Origin of the sequence: Shewanella sp. SM69 (assembly GCF_025653985.1) — a bacterium.
GTDB lineage: Bacteria > Pseudomonadota > Gammaproteobacteria > Enterobacterales > Shewanellaceae > Shewanella > Shewanella oncorhynchi.
This window is the reverse complement of sequence record NZ_JAKKRV010000001.1, coordinates 732566-755073: the sequence shown is the minus strand read 5'-3', so window position 1 is coordinate 755073 and position 22508 is coordinate 732566. Positions and strand designations below refer to the sequence as shown.

The 22508-nt window shown below is 45.3% G+C and carries 20 protein-coding genes; 10 read left to right on the top strand and 10 right to left on the bottom strand.

Annotated features, from left to right (window positions below; translation table 11 throughout):
• Positions 1 to 80 precede the first annotated feature (80 nt).
• Positions 81 to 896 (bottom strand): DMT family transporter, encoded by an 816-nt coding sequence (locus tag L5M37_RS03400; RefSeq protein WP_263199393.1) that lies wholly within the window; start codon positions 894 to 896, stop codon positions 81 to 83.
• A 245-nt stretch (positions 897 to 1141) separates the two neighbouring features.
• On the opposite strand from L5M37_RS03400, the gene L5M37_RS03395 reads away from it, so the two are divergent.
• Entirely contained in the window at positions 1142 to 2815 is a 1674-nt protein-coding gene (locus L5M37_RS03395) for a diguanylate cyclase (RefSeq protein ID WP_263199392.1), read from the top strand.
• A 163-nt stretch (positions 2816 to 2978) separates the two neighbouring features.
• On the opposite strand, the gene L5M37_RS03390 is transcribed toward L5M37_RS03395, so the two are convergent.
• On the bottom strand, positions 2979 to 6101 hold the full coding sequence (locus L5M37_RS03390; protein ID WP_263199391.1) for an NAD(P)-binding protein: 3123 nt from the start codon (positions 6099 to 6101) through the stop codon (positions 2979 to 2981).
• Positions 6102 to 6337: 236 nt separating this feature from the next.
• Positions 6338 to 6499 carry a hypothetical protein gene (locus L5M37_RS03385; protein WP_006080915.1) on the bottom strand — a complete coding sequence of 54 codons (162 nt, stop codon included), beginning with the start codon at positions 6497 to 6499 and terminating at the stop codon, positions 6338 to 6340.
• Here L5M37_RS03385 and L5M37_RS03380 point away from each other — a divergent pair.
• Positions 6498 to 6632 carry a hypothetical protein gene (locus tag L5M37_RS03380; RefSeq protein WP_263180925.1) on the top strand — a complete coding sequence of 45 codons (135 nt, stop codon included), beginning with the start codon at positions 6498 to 6500 and terminating at the stop codon, positions 6630 to 6632. The genes L5M37_RS03385 and L5M37_RS03380 overlap by 2 nt on opposite strands.
• A 155-nt stretch (positions 6633 to 6787) precedes the next feature.
• Here L5M37_RS03380 and L5M37_RS03375 read toward each other — a convergent pair whose 3' ends face one another.
• From L5M37_RS03375 to L5M37_RS03365, 3 genes are all read right to left on the bottom strand, one after another.
• Positions 6788 to 8179 carry an RsmB/NOP family class I SAM-dependent RNA methyltransferase gene (locus L5M37_RS03375; RefSeq protein ID WP_263199390.1) on the bottom strand — a complete coding sequence of 464 codons (1392 nt, stop codon included), beginning with the start codon at positions 8177 to 8179 and terminating at the stop codon, positions 6788 to 6790.
• Positions 8180 to 8417: 238 nt separating this feature from the next.
• Entirely contained in the window at positions 8418 to 9086 is a 669-nt protein-coding gene (locus tag L5M37_RS03370; protein WP_014610189.1) for a glutathione S-transferase family protein, read from the bottom strand.
• Between the two features lie 78 nt (positions 9087 to 9164).
• A complete protein-coding gene (locus L5M37_RS03365; RefSeq protein ID WP_263199389.1) occupies positions 9165 to 9791 on the bottom strand; it encodes a glutathione S-transferase family protein in 627 nt (208 codons plus the stop codon).
• Positions 9792 to 10002: 211 nt separating this feature from the next.
• Between L5M37_RS03365 and L5M37_RS03360 the strand changes: the two genes are divergently transcribed.
• Positions 10003 to 10599 carry a TetR/AcrR family transcriptional regulator gene (locus L5M37_RS03360; protein WP_263160715.1) on the top strand — a complete coding sequence of 199 codons (597 nt, stop codon included), beginning with the start codon at positions 10003 to 10005 and terminating at the stop codon, positions 10597 to 10599.
• 92 nt (positions 10600 to 10691) lie between these two features.
• Here the strand turns inward: L5M37_RS03360 and L5M37_RS03355 are convergent, their stop codons facing one another.
• Complete coding sequence (locus tag L5M37_RS03355) at positions 10692 to 11405, bottom strand: DUF2461 domain-containing protein (protein WP_168823266.1); 714 nt, start codon at positions 11403 to 11405, stop codon at positions 10692 to 10694.
• Between the two features lie 350 nt (positions 11406 to 11755).
• On the opposite strand from L5M37_RS03355, the gene L5M37_RS03350 reads away from it, so the two are divergent.
• Both L5M37_RS03350 and L5M37_RS03345 read left to right on the top strand, forming a co-directional pair.
• Positions 11756 to 13975 carry a TonB-dependent receptor gene (locus L5M37_RS03350; RefSeq protein WP_263196780.1) on the top strand — a complete coding sequence of 740 codons (2220 nt, stop codon included), beginning with the start codon at positions 11756 to 11758 and terminating at the stop codon, positions 13973 to 13975.
• Positions 13976 to 14109: 134 nt separating this feature from the next.
• The gene (locus tag L5M37_RS03345) at positions 14110 to 14673 is read left to right on the top strand and encodes a PhnA domain-containing protein (RefSeq protein ID WP_011790067.1); all 564 of its coding nucleotides are present in this window, start codon (positions 14110 to 14112) and stop codon (positions 14671 to 14673) included.
• Positions 14674 to 14771: 98 nt separating this feature from the next.
• On the opposite strand, the gene L5M37_RS03340 is transcribed toward L5M37_RS03345, so the two are convergent.
• Positions 14772 to 15977 (bottom strand): MFS transporter, encoded by a 1206-nt coding sequence (locus tag L5M37_RS03340; RefSeq protein WP_263172309.1) that lies wholly within the window; start codon positions 15975 to 15977, stop codon positions 14772 to 14774.
• Positions 15978 to 16207: 230 nt separating this feature from the next.
• On the opposite strand from L5M37_RS03340, the gene L5M37_RS03335 reads away from it, so the two are divergent.
• Both L5M37_RS03335 and L5M37_RS03330 read left to right on the top strand, forming a co-directional pair.
• Positions 16208 to 16786, top strand: coding sequence for a MarR family winged helix-turn-helix transcriptional regulator (locus tag L5M37_RS03335; RefSeq protein WP_173245937.1), 579 nt, complete (start codon positions 16208 to 16210; stop codon positions 16784 to 16786).
• 124 nt (positions 16787 to 16910) lie between these two features.
• Complete coding sequence (locus L5M37_RS03330; RefSeq protein WP_028760658.1) at positions 16911 to 17924, top strand: succinylglutamate desuccinylase/aspartoacylase family protein; 1014 nt, start codon at positions 16911 to 16913, stop codon at positions 17922 to 17924.
• Between the two features lie 19 nt (positions 17925 to 17943).
• On the opposite strand, the gene L5M37_RS03325 is transcribed toward L5M37_RS03330, so the two are convergent.
• Positions 17944 to 19971, bottom strand: a complete 2028-nt coding sequence (locus L5M37_RS03325; RefSeq protein ID WP_173497082.1) for a methyl-accepting chemotaxis protein — start codon at positions 19969 to 19971, stop codon at positions 17944 to 17946.
• Between the two features lie 207 nt (positions 19972 to 20178).
• Here L5M37_RS03325 and L5M37_RS03320 point away from each other — a divergent pair, with 207 nt between their 5' ends.
• From L5M37_RS03320 to L5M37_RS03310, 3 genes are all read left to right on the top strand, one after another.
• Positions 20179 to 20805: a fumarylacetoacetate hydrolase family protein gene (locus tag L5M37_RS03320; protein ID WP_263180932.1), complete on the top strand. Its 627-nt coding sequence runs from the start codon at positions 20179 to 20181 to the stop codon at positions 20803 to 20805.
• Positions 20806 to 20828: 23 nt separating this feature from the next.
• Positions 20829 to 21440 carry a Crp/Fnr family transcriptional regulator gene (locus L5M37_RS03315; protein ID WP_263199387.1) on the top strand — a complete coding sequence of 204 codons (612 nt, stop codon included), beginning with the start codon at positions 20829 to 20831 and terminating at the stop codon, positions 21438 to 21440.
• A 139-nt stretch (positions 21441 to 21579) separates the two neighbouring features.
• Positions 21580 to 22089, top strand: a complete 510-nt coding sequence (locus L5M37_RS03310) for a YgjV family protein (RefSeq protein ID WP_028760654.1) — start codon at positions 21580 to 21582, stop codon at positions 22087 to 22089.
• Between the two features lie 129 nt (positions 22090 to 22218).
• Here the strand turns inward: L5M37_RS03310 and L5M37_RS03305 are convergent, their stop codons facing one another.
• Complete coding sequence (locus tag L5M37_RS03305; protein WP_113941056.1) at positions 22219 to 22461, bottom strand: hypothetical protein; 243 nt, start codon at positions 22459 to 22461, stop codon at positions 22219 to 22221.
• Between the last annotated feature and the right edge of the window lie 47 nt (positions 22462 to 22508).

The window sequence follows — 22508 nt, the reverse complement described above, 5'->3', positions numbered from 1 at the left end:
ACGTTAATAATTAATCAACCAGCAAGTTGCTATGACAATTGATTTGATGATGAGACAGTCAGACTGATCTACTGAAAACCTTAGCTCGCCATAGGCTCATAATGAAGCCGCAAGGATGATAAGGACAGTAGAAGCAGATATCCATCAGGGCCAGAGGCATACCTCAATAACAGGCCGAATATATGGGTGCAATGAACTCTTCTCATAATCGCTATCGAATGTCTTGCAAACCGGATGGGTCCATATATGATGAGATAGGTCATGGCAATGTAAAATAGTCCCAAAGTCAGTCCCACTTGTGCCACTGGTAAACTAAATTCGGCGCCTTCGTATAAGGTCGCAGGTATCAGAAATATCATCGCAAAGGCATTAGACCAAAAGAGCATGGAAAAAGGATGTTCATGGGTCGAATAGGCCTTTAAAATCAAACTATTCAACGCTGATGTCATGGCACCGAAAAAGGCTAAACCTATATACAGGTTAAATTCTGTTGGTTGGCTGATAAGCAAAATGCCGCTAAAGCCGATAAGACCTGCGACCGTGCGTCGATAACCAATACGTTCATTTAAAAAAATGGCCGATAGTATTAGCAGTAACAGGGGTGAGGTATAAATCACGGCTGTTACTGTTGCGAGCGGAAGATGCAAAATAGCGAGCATAAAAATGGCGTTGCCCAGTCCAATCAATAGTGCGCGGGCGAGATGCACTTTGTAAAAAGGACTCAGTTTAAGATTACCCTGTAAGTGCCACACAAAAGGCAGTACAAGCAGAGTGGCAAATAATTGCCTGTAGAGCACCAGTTGAAAAACAGGCGCATTGGTTTCAAGCAACTTAACCAATAGGTTACCGCTGGCAATCAGTAGTTGTGCGGCTAAAATCATCAATAGAGGCTGCATAGGATCCCAGCAAAAATAAGTCAGTATTAAGGTGTATCTTGAATTTCATGCCGCAGTTTGGACTTTGAGACTAAAATAGCATCATAAGGCATGGTATATCCGACTAATTTAGCCTAACAGATTGTAAAAAACTAAATGTAGCCATAAAGTTAACCTACAAATCCAACTATCGACTAAGATTGACAGCATTAGCATTTTCTTCATAGCTGTAAAAATGATCTATGGCCCTTTAACTAAATAAGCCGATGAACAAACTTAAACAAACTCTATTTGGGTGTTTTTTACTTTTCTTGTGGACATTAAGTCCCTCTGTATTAAGCGCTGAAATTGCGTTGGACTCCCCGTATTTGTTCCATGCTAAAGCGGATCAACAGCCTCCTGAGCGGTTTGAAACCGTGCCCCATTGGATGGGACAACTCGACGAAGCTAGTTCGGTCAGCTTAACCGGTGGCGATTATTGGATGATTACACCTGTGATGGTCAATCAACGTCAATCAAACTGGGTAGTGGATGCAAGTAATTCGATTATTGAATCCGTAGATTATTGGATACTCGGCAGTGACGGCAGCGTACAACATGCCCACAGTGGTTACACTGCTCCATACCAGTTTTTATTCGATTATGGCCGTAAGGTCACCTTGAATATGGGCACGGATTATTGGTTGGTGGTGAAGCTGAGTAGCCGTTATTACTCATCTCCCCCTGAGATATCATTGCAAAGTGTGGCGGATCATCAACTTATGTCTGACCGTCTCGCAATGGCAGTGCTGCTGTGTTTAGGCGGATTATTGTTTATCGCTTTATATAATATTTTGATTTATATCTCTATTCTTGATAAAGCGTTTCTCTACTATGGTCTTTACGTATTTGCCTATTTTGGTGGCTGGGCACTGACTTTCCATTTGCCTGCACACTTATTTAATTTCCATTACCTCGAGTTGCATCATCTGTTTTTCATCAGTTTGCCCATTTTTAATATCATGTTTTACAAGCACTTCCTGCAGTTACCTAGTTACTCTCCGCGGCTGTGGCGTCTTAGTCAGTATTTAATGTTTGCCTGCATTGTGGCTCTGCCGACCAGTATTTGGTTGTTATCCTATACGGCAATTATTGCCTCTGTACTGATTATGCTATGGATTGCTTTAGCGATTACTTGCGGTAATGTGTGCTTGATGAAAGGCTTTGCTCCTGCGCGTTATTTTATTCTTGCCTTTACTTGCTTGCTGTTGCCTGCGGTGATTATTTTACCCGGAAATATGGGGTTAACCCCTGATTTTATCGAACATGCTGAGCTGGCGACACTGATGGGCGGCACGGCTGATGCGTTATTACTGTCCTTAGCGTTAGCGAATAAGCTGAAATTACTTGCTGAGGAACGTAAGGCGCATATTGAAGAGTTAGCGATTGCATGGGAAAAGGCTCGTTTAGATGGATTAACGCGAGTCGGTAATCGTTATGCCTTTGACGAATATATGAACTCACAATTAGGATTTGCCGATAAAGTCGTGCAACAGATGGCGTTAGCACTATTGAATATCGATAGTCTGAAAAGTGTCAATGAAACACTCGGCCATCAAGAAGGCGATAGATTATTGCTGTTGATAGTGCAGTTATTGCAAGCAACAGACTTAGCGCACATGAAGGTTTATCGTATTAGTGGTGACGAGTTTGTGATTGTGACGCCTTCTGCTGGTATCCAGTTATTACAGAGTGCTTTGAGTGGCTTAGGTGAAGAATTAGCAAGCCATGGTTTTAAAGATTGCCAGTGTAGTTTTGGGATGTCGTTAAACACTGAGGTCGCAGATCCCCATGAGTGGTTGCGTTCTGCTGACACTCACTTATATCAATCGCGTATGGATAAGCGTCGTCAAGAGTATGCAGATACTCGTGGTGTCGATGTGAGGCTACATTTAAGCTAGCTATTGAAAAACTTAAAGTAATGGTTTAAGTAGAGCATTAGAAAACATAAATGGCGCAGAATTTATCTGCGCCGTTTATGTTTTTATCTTAGATTTATTAGCTTCATTTTGCTTGGACTGAGCAGTGTCCAAGTTTGCGACTTAGCTAGATTTAAGGACGAGCTTAGAAGTCTTTTTCGCCCTTAATCACCGCAGGATGACCCGATATCGCTTTTGAAGTGTGCATTCCCGCCATCGTCGCCGCTTCGACGCAGCCCGCATTAAGGCCTGTCTTTATCCAATCGCCCGTCATATACAGGTTATCTATCCCTGTGCCATCTGTCGTGATGCGATACTGCGAGCTGTCTTTAACCGATAAGACATAACGCTCGGATGGGTCTACATTTGCGCGCCAATATTGGCTATCGAAGCGGGCAACTCCTTGACGGCCTTGTTCATCGTGTAACCATTCCCAAGGGAAGCTATCACCGACATTTTGCCAAAGTTTATGGATTTCGGTATTGAGTTGATGGATAGCACCCGCTTTAGCTTCTAAGGTTTTCTGTTGTTGGAAATCTACATCCGAGCTTGGTGGATAGGCTTCGACAGGCAATGCCGAGCAAAAGTAACTGGCATTTTTAGGTTCTAAGCCGCGCCAATCTTCTTTGTCTAGCAGTTGGTTCATCGATGCCCAAGTATCGAAGGGTTCGGTGAAGCCCGATAATACGGGTTCCTCGCCATCTTCAGAGTAATTAGGCCAGCCTATTCCATTCAGATCTTGGTTCATCCACAGTTGATAGGCTTGAGTGGCGACAGTTTGCACCTTATCAACGCAAAGCTTGAGGGCTGGGCTTTGTGCCATGACTTCACTCGCCACATGGGGCACAGAACCTATGGATAGACCGAAGATCACTTTGTCGAAATCTACGCCTTTGACTAAGCGCTTTTTCGGCAGGGCTTTGCCAAAGTGAGTTTCATACACGCTGTCCCAATCGCTCCAGAAGTGTTCAAGATTGATATTATGGGCTTTAAGCAGTGCCGCTTGTTCAGGCTCAAGCTGCTCATAATTGGGCGTACTCGGCCAGCAAGCGAGACCTTTCACATCGACTAAAGGATCGTAGTTTGTGACAGTCGGCGCCATGGCTACTTGCTCAGTGATCTCAATCGCTTGAATACTTTGATTGTGACATTCGAGATTATCAACTCGATTGAAGTAGTGGAAATTGACTCCGCGGCGTTTGAGCACTTCGTAAAAAGGTGTAAACACAACATCACCCATGCCCGCCTGCATTTTCCACATCACGCCACCCTGATAGCACAGGGCAATACGCAGCATAGCGCGGATAATTGTGCCCGCTTCGACATTGGGTTTGTCGAAGTTCCCTTTCTCATAGGCAAACACTAAGTCGTAAAAACCACGCACTGGCGCACTGTCGACAGTGTACTTAAGGCTGGCGCCGTGTTTGGTTAACCATTCGCGATAATCATAGCCATTGATGGCGTCAAAGCCTTTTTCAAATACATCGTCGGCAAACATGCCCTTGAGGATCGTGAGGCCCAGATCGGCGGCTATATATAAGTGGCGCAGTTCGTCATTGTTATCTAAATGTCCGCTAAAACGTTTCACGAGTCTTTGATGCAGGGCATCGACAGCTGATTCTACAAAACCATCGTCACTTTCACTGTGTACATGCTCATCGCACTCGCGGCCAATCATTTGATTAAAATGGCATTCAAGCTTATCACCGAGTGCGTCAAGTGATTCTTTGGCATCTTCGATTGAATCCTCTAACTTATCTTTTAAACGTTCAAACCAGCTGCTATCGAGCCAGTTTTTAGGTGTTCCCATGGCTTTTTCATCTGCATCGAGCAGGTCATCCATGTCTTTGAGCCATTCCTTTATCCACGCAAAGGCGACTTTAACGACTTTCCAGAAGGTGAGGGTTTCGGTGCCGTCACCTGGGATGCCTGGTAGCATTGGGAAAGTGATTGGCCAACTCACAGAACGGCCATCAACTTCTTCCTGTAAGACGATGAAGTTATGGGGTTTAAAGGCATCAAAAAAAGTCGCAAGCGGCGCGTTTGCTGGCCTATCCAATTCCTCATACGCTTTACGCATTAGGGCAAACGCGTTTTGATAGAAACCAAACCAGATGTGTAAACCATGTTCTTCTATGCGTTGCCCCATAGCGGCATTGCGGCCACTTGCCCCTTTACCACCGATACGCCAGCCGAGTTGATAGACATCAATCTCATATTGATTCTGCCAGCCGGGTTTATCGGTTAGATAACAGGCTGCTGTCATTGCCGCGACACCGCCACCGAGAATGGCTATTTTCTGTTTTTTGATTTCGGAGTTATCGACTAATACCTCGCCGGGCGGCACTTCAAAATCGAAGTTCACATGGTAAGGGAGTAAAACGTGCTGCTCACCAATCTCGACCCCGAGCGTATCTTTTAACGGGAAGCTTGCATTATCAAAAATGGTCGCGACAAAATCATTTTTTAGTAGGGCAACACTGTGCACTTTATTCACTTGGGCTGGCGCGGCAACGATGGCTTGATAAATGGCTTTTTGCCCTGACGAGTCGGGGAACTGTTTTAGAAATACTTGATCGATAGCGGGTTTAAATAACAGATGAAATAGCTGTTCTTCGCCAAGCTGGTCAAGTTCTGGAATAAAATCGGTTTGTTCTTTAAAGAGTTGCCAAGTTTGAGCTATCGCTTCAAGGGTTGAAAGCTGTGCCTCGGGTTTGGCATCGCAATTCACTTCAATTAATGGATGCAGGGCAAGTTCGGTTTCGGGTGAGAAATGTAAAAAACTTTTGGTCTCAAGGGATAATCGCGTCAGAGGCTCGCCAACCGCTGGCATAGTGTATTCACATAAATACTTAGGATAACCAAAGAGTTCTCTGCCATTAATTAAGGCCATGGCATCGTTCACCCAAATGTGTAGTGGCTGAAAATACACTTGGCTGATTTGTTTACTGTCGCTGCTATCTTGGCGCCCGACCATGACCCAAGTGATGATGTCCGTTTCTTGGATCCAGCCCTTAGCTCTGTCCTTTGGATAAGCGGAGTAGGCTTTTTCAATTTGAGTGAAGGTTGTCAGTACGTAGGGAGACAGCACCTTAAAATACATTGCGCTGCCGGCAACTTGATTCAGAGTTTTATCAATAGATCGTTGCAGGTTTTCCTGTTTCCCCTTAAGAAAAAAACCGTACATATCGGCTTTATTTAGCACTAAGGGCGAGTGCATCAACATACTGCCTTGGGGATAAATAAAGTCGGGGCGCTGTTTTTCCATGGCGTTCATCCTTAAATTTCAGTGTAAGTCCAATGATTTGGGAGTTATAGCCCAAAAAGCATAGGGCAAATAAGCAATTAAGCCCATTGATTTTACACTGGAATGATTAAGTATTTGAGAGGGGATAAGGGGGTTGAGTAGCAAGTTGGATATTATCCAACTTGCTCAGATTTGGCAGGTTTAGCACAGAACGAATTTGTAAAACAAACCCGGAGAGCAAGGGTACTTAGATTTAGTTACTTCGATTTATTTTGGTAGAAATCCACCTCTGTATTATCGTCCGAGTAACGTCGCTTAGTATCTCTGCGGCGCTGTTTCACGCGTTTATTCTTTTGCTTACCTTTGACGTTATCGCCCCATGGCGCATCATCGTCGTCAAATTCATAGGAGTGTGACATGGTCAAAATTCCAAAAATACCTGTGCCATTCGCAGCACCCGATCTTTTTACCCAAAGGAGAGATGAAGCTAAAGCGAAATATTTCATCACTGATGGTGAAAAGTTTTGTCCAAAGGCTATATCTTGCCACTGAAATGGCCGTATCTGAGATTTTAATGGGGGATGCGTGGGTTATCTTTATGATAATTAAAGGATAAGTTTGATTATCATCGGAAATTATATTATATGATTGAAACTGGCGCCCAGAATGAAAGGCGCCAAGTTTTGATACAAAATAATGAGTTAGTGTTACTTGCTGCGCAGCATACGCGCGACAAACATACCATCACTATTCGCTTCAAAGGGCCATACGGTCAACATTTCTGTTTGTTCACCCGTAAAAGGATGGCGTATCGGCGTGAGCGTGAACTCTGGATGTTGCTGTAAAAACGCTGTCACTACATCTTGGTTCTCGAGCGGCGACAGGGAACACGTGGCGTAAACGAGGATGCCGCCCGCTTTAACTGCGCGGCTACTACGGCTTAAAATATCGAGCTGTAACGCGGCTTTATCGGCCACTGCTTCAACACCATCCAACCAACGCATATCAGGATTACGTCGCCAAGTGCCAGTGCAACTGCACGGGGCATCGACTAACACACCGTCGAAATGATCCGCTGGTACCGGCAGGGCATCACTCTTCCAACGGGCAACGCTAATGCCGTTAAAGTGGGCTCTTTGGGCACGTTTAGTCAGTTCTTCTAGGGCATTGGAGCGAATATCTGACGATATAATGCTGCCCGTAGAGGGTGTTTTATTATCAGCAGCCTTGGTCAACATCAAAGACCGCAGCTGCAGGGTTTTGCCGCCTGCTCCACTGCAGGCATCCCACCAATGGGCATCGGGTTCTGGCGCGCAAATTTGCCCTATGACCTGTGAAGCCAAATCTTGGATCTCAATGTTGCCGTCTTTATACAGGGCTATTTCATTAAGATTCATACTCTTGCTGCCAAGGTTAATGGCATCGTTAAAGTAATGACCATAACTAGCATCGATACCTATCGCTTGCAGCTGCGCCGCCGCATCTTGACTCGTGATCCCTTGCGCGCGTCCCCAAATCGGCGGGCGACTGGACATAGCAGCAATTAATTGCGTTTGCTGCGCCGCATCAATAGGGCACACTTGCCAGAACCAGTCGGGTAATAAATCCTGTGCCTTAAACTCAGTCGCGGGAAATAAATACTGTATCAGTGCCAATTTGTCGTCGAAACTTTCAATAGTAAGTGCTTGAGCCTGTTGATAATCGATGGGCGACTGCGATAACTCATGCCAAGCAGTGGCGATATCTTGCCAGGCATGGGCTTCCAATAACGCACTGGCGCTTAGGCTGGCAAAATAAGTCGCTGATTCTTGTTGATCGCCTATTCGCTGAAACCAACCCCACCAACGAAATAGACTAAACAAAGATTCACGGATGACTTTACGATCCTTCGAGCCGTGTTTTTTATGTTCTCTAAAGTAGTTGGCCAGAATACGGTCGGCGGGCATTTTACTGCTTTGAATTTCATCGAATAATTGCTTAATTGTACTGGCGTAACTGAGCGCACGTTTTTGCGCTGGGGTGCTCGCCTCTGTATTTAACGCTGACGATGTGTTTGAGTTGGATGCCTTGTCGGAAGAGAAGCTGCTTGGATTACCCATAAATTTAGCCTGAATTATGCTCTCTGTGGCTGCGCCTTATGTAGGAGGCATAACTGTAACAGAGGAGAAAAATAAGTGGCGCAGAGTGTAGCAGTTTTGCTCGATAACAGGCAGAAAAAAAGCCCCAAAGTCGCATCAACTTGCGGGGCTTTTTGTGGTTGAGTTACTGAGACTCATAGTGCATTCAGTACCAAAGGGTTATTTGCAGACTATCACTCAATTACCGCTTGGAAGGTGATTATTTCGTCACCATCTTTTGGATTTGCTTAGCCCGTTCTTCATCACTCATTTCCACCGGTGGTGGCGTGACTATGCCTTTTTGGCACGCGGGTCTGAGTGCTAACTCATCTAACCAACGTTGCAAATGTGTCAGACCTTCCATATTGATGCCGCTCCACTCGTGGATCCGCACCCAAGGCCAAGTTGCGATGTCGGCAATCGTGTATTCGTCACCAGCAAGGTATTGATTTGTAGCTAGTTGAGTATTCATAACCTCGAATAAACGTCGACCTTCTTTTTGATACCTGTCAATGGCTGCGGGGATTTTTTCAGGGAAGTACCTAAAGAATACGTTGGCTTGTCCCATCATGGGGCCGACGCCGCTCATTTGGAACATTAACCATTGGATCACCTGTGAGCGCTTTTTCGGGTCGGCTGGCAGGAATTTACCTGTTTTTTCGGCGAGATACAGCAGAATCGCACCCGATTCGAATACCACAAAATCCTCGTTATCGCGGTCGATAATGGCGGGAATGCGACCATTGGGATTGATGGCGATAAACTCTGGCTGTTTTTGCTCACTGGTGCTGAAATCTAATTTATGGACGCGATATTCAAGTCCCATTTCTTCCAGTGCGATGGAAATTTTAAAACCGTTAGGGGTCGCGGCTGTGTATAAATCTATCATGATGATTCCTTTAGGTTATAACGCTTATAGCTACTCACTTTAGTGCCCATGAATATTCATCATCAGGCATTAGCGCCGCTATTTTTTAGGGGTTAACGATACTATGGCAGGACGCTGCGCCATAGTGTTGAACCAAGCCTTGAGATGCGGCAAGTTATCAGTCACTTCGATGTCTAAATTTTTAATAAAACTGATAAAAACGTAAGCCGAAATATCGGCAATGCTGAATGCATCGCCTGCCACAAAGGGTGACTTGCTCAATTGTTGGTCTAAGGTTGGTAGGAAGTCAATGACCCTTTGGCGTGATTCTACGCCCCAAGACTCGACACAATTTTCCCTGTCTTTATAGACGCCGCTTAAATTACGAAAGGCTTGAAACCCAACCATTAATCCTTGTAACTCTATGATACGTTGCCACATTTCTACTTTGGCGCGCTCAAGCGGTGTATTACCAAACAGTGAGCGGTCACTCGGGTGGATCTCTTCTAAATAGCGGCAAATGGCAACAGATTCACACAGGTAGCTGCCATCATCGAGTTCGAGCAGTGGAATGCGGCCATTTACACTTTTGGCTTTAAACTCGGCGCTTAAATTTTCTCCTCCACGGATATCGACGTTCACTCTTGGCACTTCTATGCCTTTTTCCGCAAGAAAAATACTGACGCGGCGTGCGCTGGGAGTCGGAGCTAATTCGTAGAGTTTCATCTAAAGTCCTGTAGTTTTTATCAGTGCTTTATGCTCGATTCGGGCATATAAGGCTTTTTCTGAACGATCGGTTAGGATAGAATTTACGCCATATCTAAACGAACAGTCAAGAATGATTTGCCCCTCAACTTTCTGTAGTAAAGAAGAGTGTGGTGAAGAGGAATGGTAAAGCTGATCGTGAACGCGTATTCAAGAGATTAGGTTGCAGGCTATGGCACGGAGTTGTAATTTTGATCGGCAGGAAAAACTCATATTAGCGATGGAGCTTTTTTGGCAAAAGGGCTTTGCCGAAACCTCGATTTCCGATCTCGTCGGCCATTTAGGCATTAATCGATTTAGTCTCTATAACAGCTTCGGCGACAAGCAGAATCTTTACCGCGAGTGCCTCAGTTTTTACCTTGATCATTATTCTTTTGGCGCTTCAGATACTTTGCTGCATGAAAAAGCGGGCTTAGCTGAAATAGAAGCTTATTTAGCGCGCTTTGTTGCTTTGCAGCGGGAGCAAAAGTATGGCTGTTTTATGCAAAATGCTGTGCTCGAAAAGAGCCTTAACGATGAAAGTGTGCTGCAGGAATGTCAGCGATTATTTTGTCGATTACAGACCTCATTCACCCAAGTGTTACAAGTTTGCCAAGCGCGTGGAGAGCTATTAGCCCATGTGCAACCACATCAAGTTGCTGCTTTTTTAGTGCTGCAATTACAAGGGATTAGAGTGTTAGGCAAGGCGGGCGAATATGAGTTGTTAGACAATGCGTTTGTTGTATTGCAAGACTATTTACGTAGTTTGAGTGCTAATCAGACTGCATAACTGCAAATGACATAGTTTGATTGGCCTAGGTTTTTGCCTAGGCCATGTTTTTAGAAATCTATTTTTAAAAGTTTATTTCTAAAAGCCTATTTCTAAAAGTCCAAGTCCAGCGCAAAACACAGATAGGCCATCAGTTGAGTACAGTGTGCAAATTGCTCGGCACAAAAACTGGCTGCATCTGGGCGGCAGAGTTCCTCAAAGGCGATATTTTTAACTGCGATAAAATCTTTTCGTTTTAGCTCTATCAGCATAGGGTGGTTTTTATCAAATCCCTTTGGTGGTCGAGTTAAGCTATCGCCATCCATATTAAATCCATGACTTTGTAAGGTTTGTAGCGCCTTTTTATAGCCGTTGGGATTCTCATCGATACAAGTGCGAATGGCATTTAAGGCTTTCGATTCTGGGTGCCAAATCCCTGCGGCAATAAAACAGCCATCTTCGGCAATGTGTAAATATAGTCCCGGCGCATGCACGTCTTTGCCCTGAAAATGGCGAAATTGAATGCCAACATTGGTTTTATAGGGCGTTTTATCTTTGCTAAAACGGCTGTCTCGCTGGGGACGCATCAAGCTGCCGCCGACTTTTTTTGGTACGGCAGTGAGCCTAGGCGAGAGGGCGAGAATACTGGGCTGCATTTGCTCGATAAATTGCAGCGCAGGCGTTCGCACTGTTTCTTCGTATTCCGCCTGATGGGCTTTAAACCAGTCGCGGGAGTTGTTTTGTGCCAGTTGATTTAAAAATTGCAGGCTCGCAGCGCTGAACGTTGCACCAGTCGCGATGGGGATTTTAGTTGTTAGAGTGGCCATTATCAGGGAACCTTATTAATGCAGATAAACCGAGCATAAGCAGTATTAATGCCGATTGAGGAGCAAGGTGAGTTGCTGACATATCCTTCCATATCGCCCGCTCGTTCTTACTCACGATAGTTAAGACACTATAGTTAAAACACGATAGTTAAGACTGCCAAGTTGGGTGTCAATACTGCCATCCTTCGGCAAGATCTTCACTTAAATTTTTGCATTGTGCCGCTTCTACCTTGTTTTCAATAAGTCGGTTATTTACACGTAAAGCTAAGTGAGAACTATTCTTATCTTGTTCGTTAGTGCCTATAATGCCGCCCTATTTTTAGATTGGTTTGTTAATAGGATGACGTTGAATGGGTTGCCTGCCTAAGTGTGATAAGTGGAAAGCGAATAGAAATCTGTCGCTTATGGGATTATGTATATTGCCCTCAATGCCGTTGTACGCCGCTGAGGTATTGGGCGAGCCTAAGGTTGAGCCGATTGAGATCCTGCAGGTTCATGGGCAGCAATATCGCAGGGCCATCACAGTCGCTAAACCCGGTGAAGCGATTATTTCCATGGAACAAATCGAGGAGATGCAGGCGACAACTTTCGCCGAAGTGATCGATGATATGGCGGGGGCGCATATCGATGGCGGTACCCGCAGTGGCGGTGAGCGGATTAATATTTGGGGCTTTGGCGAGACGGAAGATTTTAACGTTTATGTGGATAATGCTCCGGTGGGATTTGAGCAGTATCGTTACGGATCATTTTTCCTCGATCCTGATCTCATCAAGCGAGTGGAAGTGATTAAAGGTGCCCATGATGTGCGCTCGGGCAATGGCGGTTTTGGTGGTGCCATGTATGTGGTCACTAAATCGGCCGATGATTTTCTTAAATATGATCAATCCCTTGGCGCTCGAGTCAAAACCAGCTACGCCAGCAATAATGACGCTATGGGTTATACGGGGACCGTTTATGGCCGCGTGAATTCACATCTATCTGGCTTGCTGCATCTTACGCGTCGCGATGCGGGGGATGTCACTTTAGCCAATGGTGAAGAGTTTGAATATTCGGGCTATGAGCAAGATAACTACCTAGGTAAGATGGATTATGCGCAGGGCGATCACCAATTAGCCTTGAGCGTGACCCATTATCTTGATGAGGGCCGCAAACCTTGGGCTAACCGCCGTGGCCCTATGCCTGCAATTTCGGACTACAACATCAAAAAGTACGGTTCCTACGAGCAGGCTCTGTATGCCACAACCGCCTACAACACCTATGAAGACAACACTTGGTCGGCAAATTATCGCTATTCGCCGAGTAATCCCCTGATCGATACCCAAGTGGTGATTTCCCATTCGGCGAATGCACGCCACTGGGTAAGACCCGATATCGCGTGGGAGAAAATGACGGTTTCCGTAGGCAACTTCGGTCACGAATCTTGGCTAGACTATAAACGTGACTACATTGATATTAACAACTTGAGCTTGATTGGTGACCATGAGATCACCACAGGATTACAGTACCGTAGTCTCGACCGCACTTCGCTCGTGTTTAACAAAAGTTATGAAACAAATCCCGAGAAAAACTTTGGCTGGTACACACCTTACTACCAACCTGAAGGCCGTCAAGATACCTATGCTGCCTATATTCGCGATGCAATTCATCTTACTAATGACTTAACTGTGACTCCCTCGCTGCGATATGACTTTATCTACAGCATAGGTCGACCAAATATTGCACCAGATTACAATGATATTGCTGCGGGCCATGACTATAGCTCAACCCATCATTCGGGGTTCTCACCCAGATTAGGCATAGATTATCAACTGACAAATCACGCTCGGTTAAACTTTGATTACGCTTATAGCTTGCAAGCCCCTGTGGTGGATGAGATTTATGCCGTGCAATACGCTAAAGCCAGCATTACCGGCACGAGTCGCGACATTGATGTCGAACGCTTACATGCCTTCAAATTAGGCCTAATGACGCAGCATCAGCATGTACTTGCCAATGAGGATGCTTTGTCGACGCAAATCACCCTGTTTGCCAATTTAGGTCGTGATGATATTGCCCAGCGCCGCGGAGCTAAGTCTGATAAAACCCAGTTAATTCAAAGTGGTTATACAAATCTTGATGGTTACCATATTTACGGTGCCGATTTTGAAGCCCAATATCGCTATCAAGATGTGTTCAGTGATCTTGCGGTTTCATGGCTGCAAGGACAGCACAATGGGTCACTCAGAGATAGCCAAGATGACGATGAATATTTAGCTAACATAGCCCCGCTCGATATTCGTCTGCGTTTAGGCATGTATATCACAGATGACATTTCTATCGCTTGGCAGGGCGCTTGGTATGATGCGCAAACCAATGTTCCCCACGGTGATATCTTTAATGCCGAGTCGCCAAGCGAAAATTACTTCCTACAGAATGTGTATCTCGCCTATGAACCTCAAGCCATCTTAAAGGGATTAAGTGTGCGTTTGATGGTAAAAAATCTTACGGATCTGCAAGTGGTGCCGTTTCTCTCCGATGGGATCCCCGCAGCTGGGCGTGATGTTCGTTTGAGTTTAGCCTATGAATTTTAAAGACTAATCACTAAGGCTGTGTGGACTAGGCATATATAGCTCATAAAAAATAGGGTTATATTGCCTCAGCCCCCTGCCGAAAAATGCCAGTTTATGGCATAATCCGCGTTTTACTAGGCATATAGAACAGAAAAATGACTGAAAATGAATTGCTAAGTCGCTGTGGCGGCAAGTGTGAACTGTGTGGCAGCGAGCTTGAACTCTCTATTTATGATCTGCCAGCCTCCGATGGCCGTGACAATGAGATCATGATTTGTGAAACCTGCAGTGGCCAAATTGCGGCACCGGATACCATGGACATGAACCACTGGCGTTGTCTGAATGACAGCATGTGGAGTCCTGTACCGGCAGTTCAAGTGATGTCATATCGTATGCTTAAGCGCTTAAATGGCGAAAGCTGGGCGCAAGATTTGCTGGATATGCTTTATCTTGAAGACGATTTAAAAGCGTGGGGTGATGCCGAAGTTGCCGCAGCAGGTGACGATGCTACGCCAACGTTAGACAGTAATGGTGCAGTGCTCAATGCTGGCGATACTGTGGTCATCATCAAAGACTTAAACGTGAAAGGCACTAGCTTTGTGGCTAAGCGTGGCACAGCTGTGCGTAACATTGCTTTGACCAACAACCCAGAGCATATCGAAGGCCGCGTTAACGGTACTCGTATTGTGATTCTGACGTGCTTCGTTAAAAAGTCTTAAGTTTCGCTTAGTGTGAGCGCGATTTATTTAGCTCAACACAATAAAAACCGCCATGATCGTTAGCCGACATGGCGGTTTTTTTATTTTAAATTAGATGGTTAAGATACACAGCGGGTGATTTGATATTGGCGTGCATAGCCCTGCGGATTAAATTGCCAAGATAATATCCACGCGATCACACTTAAGCCACCGAGTAATAACCAAGCACTGTTAAAGCTGTTGAAATTATCGCGAATTAATCCGGCAATCCAAGGCGAGATAGCCGCTATGGTATATCCCACACCCTGCACGAAGGCGGTTAATTTACCTGCTAACATAGGATTCTGTTGATGATCCATAGTGACAATCAGCCCGAGTGGAAAAATCCCGCCAATACCTAATCCTGCAAGTCCCGCCCATAAAAATAGCGATACTTGAGGGGCGAGTGCCAGTCCCATAAAGCCAATGAGTTGTAGCAAGCAGAGTAGGGCTATGATGGCGCGTCTGTCCGTCGACTTGCTGGCAAGCCAAGGAAACACTAAGCCCGCGATCACTTCCATGCTGGTTAAGAAACCTAACACTAATCCCGATTGAGTTTGGCTATAACCTAGCTCGACCGCGTAGGGGGCTAACCATGCAAGTACGCAGACATAACAACTTGTGCCTAATGCAAAAAATATCGCCAATAGCCAACTGCGACGAAAACGCCAAAAGTTAAGCTGCAAAGCTTGCTCTTTTGCTTGGCTCGGTAGTGCAGCTTTATGTTTAATCAGGAGCCACAGCACGAGTGCGAATATGCCTAGCCAAGTCCAATGACCTAGACCCGCGCGCCAACCTAAGTTCATCCCGATAAAAGGCGCGCTACTCGCCGCTAATGCGGCGCCACCCATAATGGCGGTGACGTAAAGCCCCATCATTAAGGGGACCCGTTCACCAAAATTAAGCTTAATCATGGCGGGCATTATGGTTTGAATGAGGGCGATTGCGACCCCTGCCAGTAATGCCGAGCAGATAAGCCAATTGGCATCTATCGCCCAGAAGCGCATTGCAGTGGCGCCGATCAGCAGTAGCAATGATCCTGTCATTACGGTATTGAATCCTAAACGTTTGGCGATACTAAAGCCTGCAAAACAGCCCAGTCCCATGGCGAGCACGGGCAGCAATGTCAGCATAGATGCTAAAGTAAAACTTAAGCTGATATCCTTTTGTATGCTGGGCAGTAAAGGCCCAACGGAGGCGAGAATGGGTCGTAGATTTAGACCAATAAGGATGAACGCGAGTCCGAGCAGCAATAAATTCGCTTTCTCTGTCTGGGGGGATCGCATGGATTGTCTCCAAAAATAAGCTGAGTTTGATTTGCTGAAAAAGTGATTTGTAGCAGCATTTAGCATACTCATGATGATTTCCTTTCAACAACAGTAGGTTGAAACCACATCACTACAATTCAAAAAGAATCTCTTTCAGATGTATCTTGATATAAAGATATTTTAATTCTGCGAGAAAATGACTAAGATGTAAAGGATGATGTGAAGAATCTTTATATTGAGATAAACCTATGACAGCTAAAATGACGCTAACTAATGCCAGTCCTGCGGATACTAACGCGAGTTCTACGGATAAAAAGAAAGCGGATTCGAATACCAAAGAAGATGGCCTCGATAGAATTGTTGAACAGTGGCAACAGCAAGGGGTGAGTGAGGATTTGATCCCTATGGCTGTGCTCGGGCGAATCGCTCGTTTAACGAAATATATCGAAGTGGTACTGCTGCAATGCCACGCCGAATTTGGCTTAGGTCAGGGGGAGTTCGATGTGCTCGCGACGTTAAGGCGCTCGGGAGAGCCGTTCACACTCTCGCCTTCGCAACTTTATCAGAGCATGATGCTAAGTTCTGGCGCTATGACCAGTCGTTTAGACAGACTCGAAAATAAGGGGCTGATTGAGCGGGAGCACAGTAAGGAAGATCGCCGCGCCGTCCATGTTTCGTTAACTGCTGAGGGTAAGGCGCTCATTGATAAGGCATTACCTCAGCATATTCAATGTCAAAGTGCGTTGTTCGCGGGCGTGAGCGTTGAAGATAGGCCTGTATTACTGCAGATTTTAAAATCTTGGCTGAACCAATTTGAGCCGCAATAATTCGTTTAAAATCCCACTTTAGTCTTTAAAGTAGGCTGATATGTAATAGCGGATCACTTTGGCAAAATGCGGTAAACATGAGCCAACCGCGCGGGATAACATTTTATAGAACAAGGGAGTTGCCATGGTAAAAAGACGTGAAGCATTTGAATTAGCGGGAAAACGAGTCACAGCTGGGACGCAATTAGGGATCAAGCTGCCAGCCGCTAAGTTGTATACCGATACGCAACTCGATATTCATGTGGAAGTGTTTCACGGAGCCAAACCTGGCCCGACTTTACTGGTTTGTGCCGCCATTCATGGGGATGAACTCAATGGTATCGAAATTTGTCGGCGTTTATTAGCCAGAGTGAATCCAAAGAATCTGACGGGCACATTAATTGTGGTGCCAATAGTGAATGTGTTTGGTTTTATTCAGCAATCCCGTTATTTACCCGATCGGCGCGATTTAAATCGTTGCTTTCCAGGTTCTAGCAAAGGGGCGCTCGCAAGCCGTTTAGCTAATCTGTTTGCCACTCAGTTATTAGTTCATGCAACCCATGTGATTGATTTACATACTGGGGCCGTCCATAGGGATAATTTGCCGCAAATTCGCTGTGATACTAATGATGAGACTATGCTGGCCATGGCGAATGCCTTTGGTGCACCGCTGATCATGCATTCTAAAGCGCGCAGTGTTTCTATGCGAGGTTATGCTAATCAACAGGGCATTCCTTGCATTTTATATGAGGCTGGAGAGGCGTTACGTTTTAGCGAGTTGTCGATAAAATCTGGCCTCAAAGGTGTGCTCAATGTGATGCGCAGTTTAGATATGCTTAAAGGGCGAGTGAGTAACAAAGGCGCGAGTGTCAGTGCTATTCGCAGTTATTGGGTTCGCAGTGAATCCGATGGTTTAGTGAATATGAAGCTTAAACTCGGCCAGCGGGTGACTAAGGGTTATATCATTGCCCATATCGTTAGTCCCCACGGCGGTGACAGTGTGGCCATTCGCGCGCCAACCGACGGTATTATCATAGGAATAAGTAATATCCCTGTGACTAACGAAGGTGAGGGCATGTTTCATATCGCCCAGTTCGAAGGTGACGAGATTGAAATTGCCAACGAACAGCTCGATGAATTCCTGATGGAATATGCCTAGATTCTAGGTCCCATCACCTCTATAGTTTAAACCGTTCCACTGAGCTGGTGAGTGAATGGGCAAGCAGAGTGACTTCGTTGCTGCGTTTGGCCATGTCCATGGCTTCATTGGCATTTTGGTCTGCAGATTGTGCCGCCTCACTCATGCTCGACTCAATCCGTTGGCTGTAATCTAACTGCTCGTGGGCGGCGTGGGTGATCTCTAGACTCATTTTATTGAGGGTATGTAAGGTGCTTTCTATGTGAGCGATAGCATCCTGCAGGGTTTGGCTTTGTCCGACACACTCATTTGCTTGATTTTGCCCCGTAGTAATCGCATCGGCTGCCGTGGACGTTTCTTTTTGCAGGGCCGTGATCATGGTTTGAATTTCGGCGGTGGCGGCTTGGGTGCGTGAAGCAAGTGATCGCACTTCATCGGCCACGACGGCAAAACCACGACCATGTTCCCCCGCTCTGGCGGCTTCAATGGCGGCGTTCAGTGCCAGCAAATTGGTTTGTTCGGCAATGCTGCTGATGGTGGTTAAAATGCTGCCAATATTATCGCTTTGAATGCTCAAGCGAGACATGACTTCAACTGAGCTACTTAAACGGGCGCTCAGTTCGGCAATTTTATTGCGATTATCATCGGCAATTTGCTTCACTTGATTACCGTATTTCGAAGCTTGACTGATTTGTCTCGCCGACTCACTGGCCTGTTCTGTCACTAGATTTGAGCTAGTAAACATCTGTTCTGCCAAGGCTTTCGTTTCATCGACTCGACTGATTTGCGCCGTTGCGGCATTGGCGATGCGCTGGCCTTGCTCATTGGTTTGGGTGGCAGAGCTGTCCAATGAATGGGCATTTTGGCTGATATTGGTTAACAGCTTGGCAAGATCGTCACTCAAGGTATTCATGTTATCGATTAGGGCACCAAATTCATCATTATGGCGTTTATGAATGCGTTTAGATAAATCCCCTCGGGCGATACTGGCGAGTGCGCCGTTCACTAAGGCCAAGGGATTGAGCATGGCCTTGGAGGTGAAGAAAGAGATAAAGCTCACCATGATGATAAATACCAGTGCTAGTACAATCGCTAAGGTTTGACCCTGTTGAATATCATTACTGGCGATGGTTTGCAGGCTGGTAAATCGGCGGTCGGCTAAGTTGATTAACTTATCTAAGGCGAGATTATTCGCATTAAACTCTTTATCGGCATCGAGGTAATGTTGCTCTGCTTGTCGTTGTGCCTCAACTACGGCTTCCTGCACTTTATAAAGTTCGGCAGGCGCTGCGAGTAAGGTATTGATAATCGCATATTCTTGCTCGAATGTTTGCAGTAGGCCTAAGGTATCAAGCCCATCAGTTTGTTGTTTTAAAAAGGTAAAGTTAGTGGTGAGGTTCCCCAGTAAAATACCGACATCCTGTTGGTGCGATTGAATAACATCCAAACTTTGAGTGTGGATCAGTTCCCCCATAGTGTTGGCTAGCGTATAGAGCATGTCGTCAATGCGAGTACCTGTGCCGACAATTTCTTCGAGTAAAGTCGGATTATCGGGGATGGAAAGAGTTTCGAGATCAATCATCGCATTACTGGCGTTGGTCTTGGCATGGTTAAAGCGCTCAAAGAGTTGCAGGTACTGCCGTTTTGCTTGTTCATTGGCGAGTTTAGCGCTAAACATGGCTTGGCTTTGCTGCAAATAGGCTTGGTATCTTGCCTGCGCTTCGTTTAGGGATGTTTGCATCTTAGGTTGATCTGCAACTCGCTCAATTAACTCATTTTCGATACTTTGATATTTCTTCTGCAGCGCGGTAAATGCTTGCTGACTTTTGGTTAAGGCGGCAGTGTCTTGCTGACTATGGGCCAAGGTGGCAAGGCGTGACATTTTTAATAGCACTAGTTGTAAGCTATTACTCTGCTTTTGCACGGGTACGGCTAAGGTTTCAATATTTTGATAGGCGGTTTGTACTTGGGAGAGTGAATAGTAGAAAAAGCTACTACCAGCGATGAGCAGCGCGCCAATTGCACTAAAACTAAAGATGATTTTTTGTTTTATGGTAAGCGTTAACATAGTGCGAAAACCTCTTCTATGACTGTCCCTGTAAAATGGGTTTATTAATGGTTAGATCGCTGTTTTCGTTGAAATATTGATTTAAGTGTAGCAGAGTTCGTCATAAGTACAGTGATTAGTTCAATTGAACGTTTAGATTTAATTTAGGTTAACTAGTTGGTTTTATTATTTAAAATTATTTCAACCCTATCTTGAAAAGGATTAAAGATGAAATCAGTCATGTTAGGTGAAAACCTTATCGTACCGACAAAAATTCTCTGCATTGGGCGTAACTATGTTGAGCATATCCATGAATTAGGTAACGAAATCCCCGAGGATATGGTGGTATTTTTAAAGCCCAACTCGGCCATTTCGACTGTGCTTCATTCTGAGCATCAAGGGGAAACCTTGCATTATGAAACCGAGCTGTGTTTTATGTTTCAAAATGGCCGTTTCAGTAGCGTCGCCGTCGGTTTAGATCTCACAAAACGTGATTTGCAAACTAAGTTAAAAGCTAAGGGATTGCCTTGGGAGCGAGCAAAAGCCTTTGATGGTGCAGCGTTATTCAGTCCGTTTGTGGCGATTGATGATGCGGAGGCACAGCTGCATTTCACCTTGAGTATCAATGACAAGCTAGTCCAAGAGGGGCATATCGATTTAATGATTTACAAACCTCAGACCATATTGTCCGAGCTACAGGCATTTATCAGTCTCGATGAGGGCGATATTGTAATGACAGGCACGCCTAAGGGCGTGGGAAGCATTCCCGCTAAAAGTGTATTTAACGTCACGCTGAGCCGTGGCCTGCAAGCGACTGCTGCACCCTTACTCGAATGGCAGTGGTTAAGTGTTTAGTGATAAATCGCTGAGTTGCTCGCATGATTGAACCTGATGACGTAAAAAAGACTGCTGTATTGCAAGTGTCAACTTGCCAGCCACTGCAACAATATTTGATTGCGTTAGGGGCGAGTCAAGCTGCTGTTGAACGTTACTTACCACAGTTTAAAGCGTTGAACGTGCCGGCGGGAGAGGTGCTTCTTGGCCAAGGAGATGAGCAGTCACAGGCATATTTTGTTGTGGATGGTATCGTGCGCGCTTGCCATTATACTCAGGAGGGCACAGAGCGCTGTAAGGAGTTTTATTTCGAGGGTGAACTGTGTTTTTTGTATGTCAGTTGGCTTAAGCAAATTCCCGCTCGTTACCAATTAGAGGCTTTAAGCGCCTGTAAACTTATCCAAATGCCCTTGTCCGTGTTGGATGATACTTCGCTGCAGTCAGTGCAACTTGGGTTACTTAAACAGCAATTATTGTATAAAGAACAAAAGGAAGCCTTTTTACTGCTGCACACACCTGAGCAACGTTATCTGTATTTACGCGAACATTCACCACTTTGGCTTGAGCGGTTAAGCCAAGGTCAGCTAGCTAATTATATTGGCATTACGGCAATCAGTTTGTCGCGTATGCGCCGACGACTTCAAGACTCTCTTTAACGGTTTTTGCTCCCAGTTAACTTAAGTTAATGCGCTAAATCGCGATTCCCATGATGCTGCGCCTTAAGTTGCGCTCTCAAGTCTATAAGGCTTTCAATCAGAGTGCGCATTATTGCTTAAAGCGAAGGAGCTTAATAAGTTGACTGCGTTTACTTTGTCTCAAATTTTGGTGGCGATAGCCATTATCTTCGATCTGATTTCGTTTCAATTTAAGGCGCGGGAGCGGATAGTCGCCTGCCTTTTTGTGTCTGGCATCTTGATTTCAATTCATTTTTGTTTGCTGGAGCAATGGACTGCCGCAGGCTTAATGGGCATAGCCACAGTGCGTTATCTCACCAGTATTTTTACCACCTCAAAAGTAGCCCTATGGTGTTTCTCTATTGCTGCACTTGTGATGAGCATTGTGACCTTTAATGGGGTAACGACTGTGATCAGTTGTATAGGCACCTTGTTTCAAACCCGCGCCGCATTCTGTCAAAGGGATAAAGATCTCAGACTGCTTATGATAGTCGGAACCAGTTTTTGGCTCGTTCACAATGCCTTAGTGGGATCGCCCGTGGCAGTGTTAATGGAGGTACTCTTTATTGGCAGTAATTTGGTGGGCTATTATCGACACTATTTTCGTGGGCAGCTTAAGCAACTGCCGTGATTAGTTTAAATAATCTCATTGATAATTAGAAAGATATTTACTTTATAACGGCGAATTACAGTGACTGTTGTAATCGTCGCTTGGCCGTCGATGTGAGGCTAATTCCAGTGTGGGTTGGCTCTGGAATGATTAGAGTCCCGCGACGGCTTCCATATCGAGTTCGATATCTGTGCAGCCTTTAGCACAGTAAATTCCTGCGGCTTGTTCTGCCTTTGCCTGCTCAGGCAATATGACTTTAAGTGTCTGTTTACAGCTAGGACATTGCACTGGCTTACCTTTAAATACCCGTTTAATCAGATTTTTCTGTTCATTAAACGAGGTTGCTGTGGTTTGGTTTAACACGGCAAAGGTGCTAGTAGAAGCAGTTGTCATCGGTTGGCAGATCCTTAGGCTTGATAAAGTGTTATCACGAGAGTGTC